Here is a 4,779-nt window from a genome sequence, read left to right as displayed (position 1 = left end):
GTTAAACAAACGAAGAAATAAAGTTATATAAACTTAAATATCAGAGAGTTATACATTATTCAGTAAACACTATTTAAAGAATAATATCAAAGAACGATCAAAATGAAAAAGAAAAAGTATTTTACACCCAATGTTGAAATCGTTTCCACGGAAATGCAACAGAACCTGCTCGCTGGCAGCGGAATAAAGAGTTCGATGGACAGTGATGAAAGCGACTGGGAAGTTGTAGACGACAGCGGCACATCAGGTCCAGGACGAAACGCGACAGGGTCGAGCAAGTCCTTCAACAGCGACTGGGAAACTGGGTTGTAGGCGGAAGCAGCTTACAGGAAAGCGACTACGAAACAAAAGTATCAAACGACAAAAATGACTAAGAAAGACAGTATGAAAGCAATCAAAGCAATCAAAGCAATGAGACAGGCAGCGGTGACCGTAACGGCAGCCGTGGCGCTTGCACTGACCGGGTGCAACGGACAGGAAGACATCATCGACGGCGGCGATACACCAGCACAGGGCGTAACGCTCACCATAACCGCCTCGACCGGCGTGGAGAACCCCGACGGCACGCGCGCCAACCTCACCGAGGGCGACGACAAGAACCCGTGGCTGTGGGAGAACAATGACGCACTACTTGTGGTGAACGCTGACGGCAAAGCTCTCGGTACCCTCACGATCAAGAAAGGCATAGGCGAGGAGAAGGGCGTGTTCGAAGGATCCGTAAACGGGTTAACAGCCGGACAAAAGGTCCGCATATTCTATCTCGGCCCCAACACGAATACAGACCGCATCGTGAACGGCAAGATTATGTTCGACTTCTCTAAGCTCGACGGCAAGCGCGAATCGCTGAAAAACTTCTGCGCCCTTAACGCAGAAGGAACGGTGAAGATGGACGGCGACAAGGCGGGCATACTGGGCGACGTGACACTCAAGAACGCCTTCGCCGCAGCCCACTTCAGCGTCAAGGGCAACTCCGACCCGCGCCTGGGCGACACATACAAAGACCTCGTGGTACACGGCGACGTACCCCTGCAGGCCACCGTCGACGCGGCAAGCGGAGACATTGCGAGCACCGTCATGGAGGGAAAGGAGAGCAACGTGCGTTCGGGGCTTGTGTTCAAGACCCCCGCGAGCCCTGATGCGCCCTATGACATCTACCTCCCTCTGGTGCCCAACAAGGTAGCGGCCGAAAAGACCACGCTCTCCTTCGACATCTACACCGACAAGCAAACCTCCAACGAAATCGTCTCCGCCGGAGCCGAACCGGTGAACGTAGGCACACGCGCCGACGCCTTCGTGCGCACCGCCGCTGGCACCCCATCCCAGTTCACCGTGAGCAAGGATGGCAAGAAGGTAAACTTCACCGACGGCAACCTGCAGTACATGATGCCTAAGCAGGTATATTCACTCACCGTGCGCAAGCACATCGACTCCAACACCCTCTACCGCAAGGGCAAGAACCAACCACTAGCGCTGGAAGCCAAGTACAACGTGCTGAAGGGATACTACCGACTCGCCCCCGAGCAGTGGATCATAGTGCCCCCCACCAACACAACGACCGAAAACGGCTACTTCGGCGAGTACACCTGTGTGCAGGACGTCGACGGCGCATGGAACGTGAGCTGCACCGACAACCCCGTGTTCGACATGTTCTTCTTCGGACGCCCAAAGTACCCCACCCTCATCGAAAAGAACAAGGGCAAATACTTCCTGCCCATAAAAAACACAGAGTACAAGGGCACGGACCAAGACTGGACCAAATACGCAAAGCTGGCCGACAGCCCCGACCCATTAGTAACCCTCAGCAATAGCGAGTGGCAGTACCTGTTCGACGAGCGCCGTTTTCCTAACGACAACACGCCTGCCTTCGCCCTCGCGTTCCTCGACCTCAACGGCAACGGTACCGTGGAGAGAAATGTGGACCAGGCTGGAATCGTGATATTCCCCGATGGAATGAACAAGTCGACTGCAGAGTCGCTCTTCACCGCACCGAATGGCTCTACTTTCGGCAAGCGTACCCTCGACACCAACCAGCCGAGCGGCAATTTGGGCAAGATCCTCAAGATGGAAGCCGTCACCGAGAAGGGCTGCCTCTTCTTGCCCTTTGTCGGATGGAACGCAGGCCTTAAAAATGGCAAATGCAAGATAGATCAGATAGGCCGCCACTTCAACTACTGGACCTCCACGTCCAACGGTGGTTTGTCACCGTCAATGATCCACTACAACTTCACGATGGCCGGGATTCCCGGCTCGAAACCCGAAATCGGCGGCAACGCCGTGCGCTTGGTGCGCTTCGTAAAATGACACCGAACCCTCGGGGACAACGCTTCCGCAAGAAAAGAAGTACAGACCCCCGAGGTGCGGTTCGCCATACAGCCTGGCGAGCCGGGCGGACAGACCGTGGAGAGGATAAAGTAGATTCTCTCAGCTTTATTCCCCCAAAAGGAAAATGATATCTTAAAAGGGTTGATCGCAGCAATGCGGTCAACCCTTTCAAATATTTTGTAGGCTGGTTCTATAAATTAGCTTTGTTTTCCTGTTGCAGTCTTACCATTTGTGCAAAAGTCCCATTGTGTGCCATTAGTTCATCGGGTGTACCCTGTTCCATGACCGTTCCGCCCGAGAGTACAATGATGTGGTCGGCACCTAATACGGTGCGCATGCGGTGGGCGATGATGATGACAGTTTTACCCTGCACCAGTTCAGAGATGCCAGCCTGAATCTTTGTCTCGTTCTCGGCATCAAGGCTGGCGGTTGCTTCGTCCAAGAGTATGACAGGAGCATCTTTTAAGAGCGCACGGGCTATGGAGATACGCTGCCGCTCCCCACCTGAAAGGGTTTCCCCATTTTCGCCTATCACTGTATCGTAGCCTTGTGGCATACGACGGATGAAGTCATCGCACTGTGCCAATCGTGCCACATGCCTTACTTCCTCATCGGTGGCGTCGCGCTTTCCTATGCGTATGTTGTCGGCAACAGAGGCATTGAAGAGCATCACGTCTTGAAATACTACGGCGTAATTTTTGAGCAACGTCTCTGGTTCTATGTCAGAGATGTCGTGTCCGCCCAGTGTTATCTTCCCACTATTGATGTCCCAAAAACGTGCAGCGAGCTTTGCTGCGGTGCTTTTTCCTCCTCCAGATGATCCAACGAGTGCGGTTATCTCGCCCTGTCGGGCAGTGAATGAAACATTGTGAAGCACCTGCTTGTCTGTTTCGTAGGAAAAGCTGACGTTGTGGAACTCAATGTCATAATTTGAAACTTCCACCTCTGTGTTGCCCGTCTGTATGGGCATTGCCTCCATCTCTTTCATTCGCTTGATGCGTACATCGAGAAAAGTAAGAATGGCAAGGTGATTGCATACTTCAAGAATAGGATTATAAACCATTGCCGAAACAAGGAGGAACGCCAAATAGACGAACACCGACACGTCGCCACGCTGAAGCATCCATGCGCCTACAACGATGACGGTAGGCATGCCCAATTTAAGCAGTACGGCAGAGATGTTGACAAACACACTTATCAAGAGTTCACCGGCAACAAGTCCTTTTTCCAATGTTTTTAATCGCTGGTCAAACCGCTGGTTATATTCGTCCTCGCCATTGTACGACTTGATTTCCTGCACACACTCCAGTCCTTCTTGTATCTGTTCGCTCACGCCACGCTTGATGTGGTAGATACGTGTAAAAGCCTTGTCCATTCGATTTCGTGAAACCAACAGCACCACCAAGGCAAATGGCACTACCCAAAACACAGCGATGGCTAATCGCCAGTCGTAACAGAACATGCCCGCTGCGATAATGACAATGCTCACCACAGAAGCAAACAGTTGGGGAATGGCGTGCGAGAACGTTGTTTCCAATTGTGTGCAGTCTTCCATAATGGTGGCAGTGAGGTCGGAGAGATTGCGCTCACCAAAGAAGGCGAGAGGCAAACGGCGCAGTTTCTCGGCTAAAGAGATACGGCGTTGCGCACTCTCATTATATACGGTGGTATAGGTGCTGTCGTATTGCCGACGAATCACGACGAGCATCACGACCATTAACCCTGCTGCCACGAGGAGATAAAACCACAACGTATGAGGGGCATTCATTGGCATATTATCGAGATACTCCATCAGGAAGAAAAACAAATAAGTGGGTGGCAGCATCAGCACAAGGTTGAGCAGTGTCGAAAAGATGATGCCTTGCCGCAAGTCTTTTGCCCCTTTTTCCGTAAGAGCGAAACGGTTTTGAAAATATTTAATCATGACTTTATGACTTTATGACTTTTAATAGATGATAGTTTCCACGAAATGGATTGTTGATATTCATTCCACATACGGTGGTAATACTTTTCCTCACTCAATAGTTCCTTGTGCGTTCCCTGTTCGACTATCTCGCCGTTGTCCACAACTACGATGCTGTCGGCATCCTGCACAGTGGTAAGTCTATGGGCTATCATTAGCACGGTCTTTCCTTGTGTGAGATGTGCCAGTGCCTTACGGATAAGCTGTTCGTTTTCGGGGTCGGCAAAGGCGGTCGCCTCATCAAGTACGACGATAGGAGCATCTTTCAGAATGGCACGGGCAAGAACAATACGCTGTTGCTCACCTCCCGAAAGATAAGTACCTTCGGCACCGATAACGGTATCCAATCCCTGTGGCAGCCGGTCGATAATCTCGCGGCTTTGTGAGAGGTCGATGGCACGGTTGATCTGCTCGGTCGTTGCATCAGGATTGCCGTAACGTAGGTTTTCGATGAGCGAAGTCTTGAACAGACGGGTGTTTTGGAAGACGAACGA

The 4,779-nt window shown here is 51.6% G+C and carries 4 protein-coding genes; 2 read left to right on the top strand and 2 right to left on the bottom strand.

What is annotated here, in order from left to right; translation table 11 throughout:
- The first annotated feature begins 102 nt into the window (after positions 1-102).
- Entirely contained in the window at positions 103-312 is a 210-nt protein-coding gene (locus tag DEM91_RS12000) for a hypothetical protein (RefSeq protein ID WP_249859072.1), read from the top strand.
- Positions 313-384: 72 nt separating this feature from the next.
- Positions 385-2,301 (top strand): DUF1566 domain-containing protein, encoded by a 1,917-nt coding sequence (locus DEM91_RS11995; protein WP_249859071.1) that lies wholly within the window; start codon positions 385-387, stop codon positions 2,299-2,301.
- Between the two features lie 211 nt (positions 2,302-2,512).
- On the opposite strand, the gene DEM91_RS11990 is transcribed toward DEM91_RS11995, so the two are convergent.
- Positions 2,513-4,246: an ABC transporter ATP-binding protein gene (locus DEM91_RS11990; protein ID WP_249859070.1), complete on the bottom strand. Its 1,734-nt coding sequence runs from the start codon at positions 4,244-4,246 to the stop codon at positions 2,513-2,515.
- Positions 4,243-4,779, bottom strand: a 537-nt coding sequence (locus tag DEM91_RS11985; protein ID WP_249859069.1) for an ATP-binding cassette domain-containing protein, incomplete at its 5' end; no start/stop codon positions are given. The genes DEM91_RS11990 and DEM91_RS11985, both read right to left, overlap by 4 nt.

The organism is Prevotella sp. TCVGH, assembly GCF_023522295.1.
Classification (GTDB): domain Bacteria; phylum Bacteroidota; class Bacteroidia; order Bacteroidales; family Bacteroidaceae; genus Prevotella; species Prevotella timonensis.
The sequence above is the reverse complement of the archived record's forward strand: the minus strand, read 5'-3'. Positions and strand labels throughout refer to the sequence as shown.

What these genes read in the sequence shown, in the direction of transcription:
- DEM91_RS12000 (WP_249859072.1), top strand. Translation starts at nt 103, where the DNA reads ATGAAAAAGAAAAAGTATTTTACACCCAATGTTGAAATCGTTTCCACG.
- DEM91_RS11995 (WP_249859071.1), top strand. Translation starts at nt 385, where the DNA reads ATGAAAGCAATCAAAGCAATCAAAGCAATGAGACAGGCAGCGGTGACC.
- DEM91_RS11990 (WP_249859070.1), bottom strand. Translation starts at nt 4,246, where the DNA reads ATGATTAAATATTTTCAAAACCGTTTCGCTCTTACGGAAAAAGGGGCA.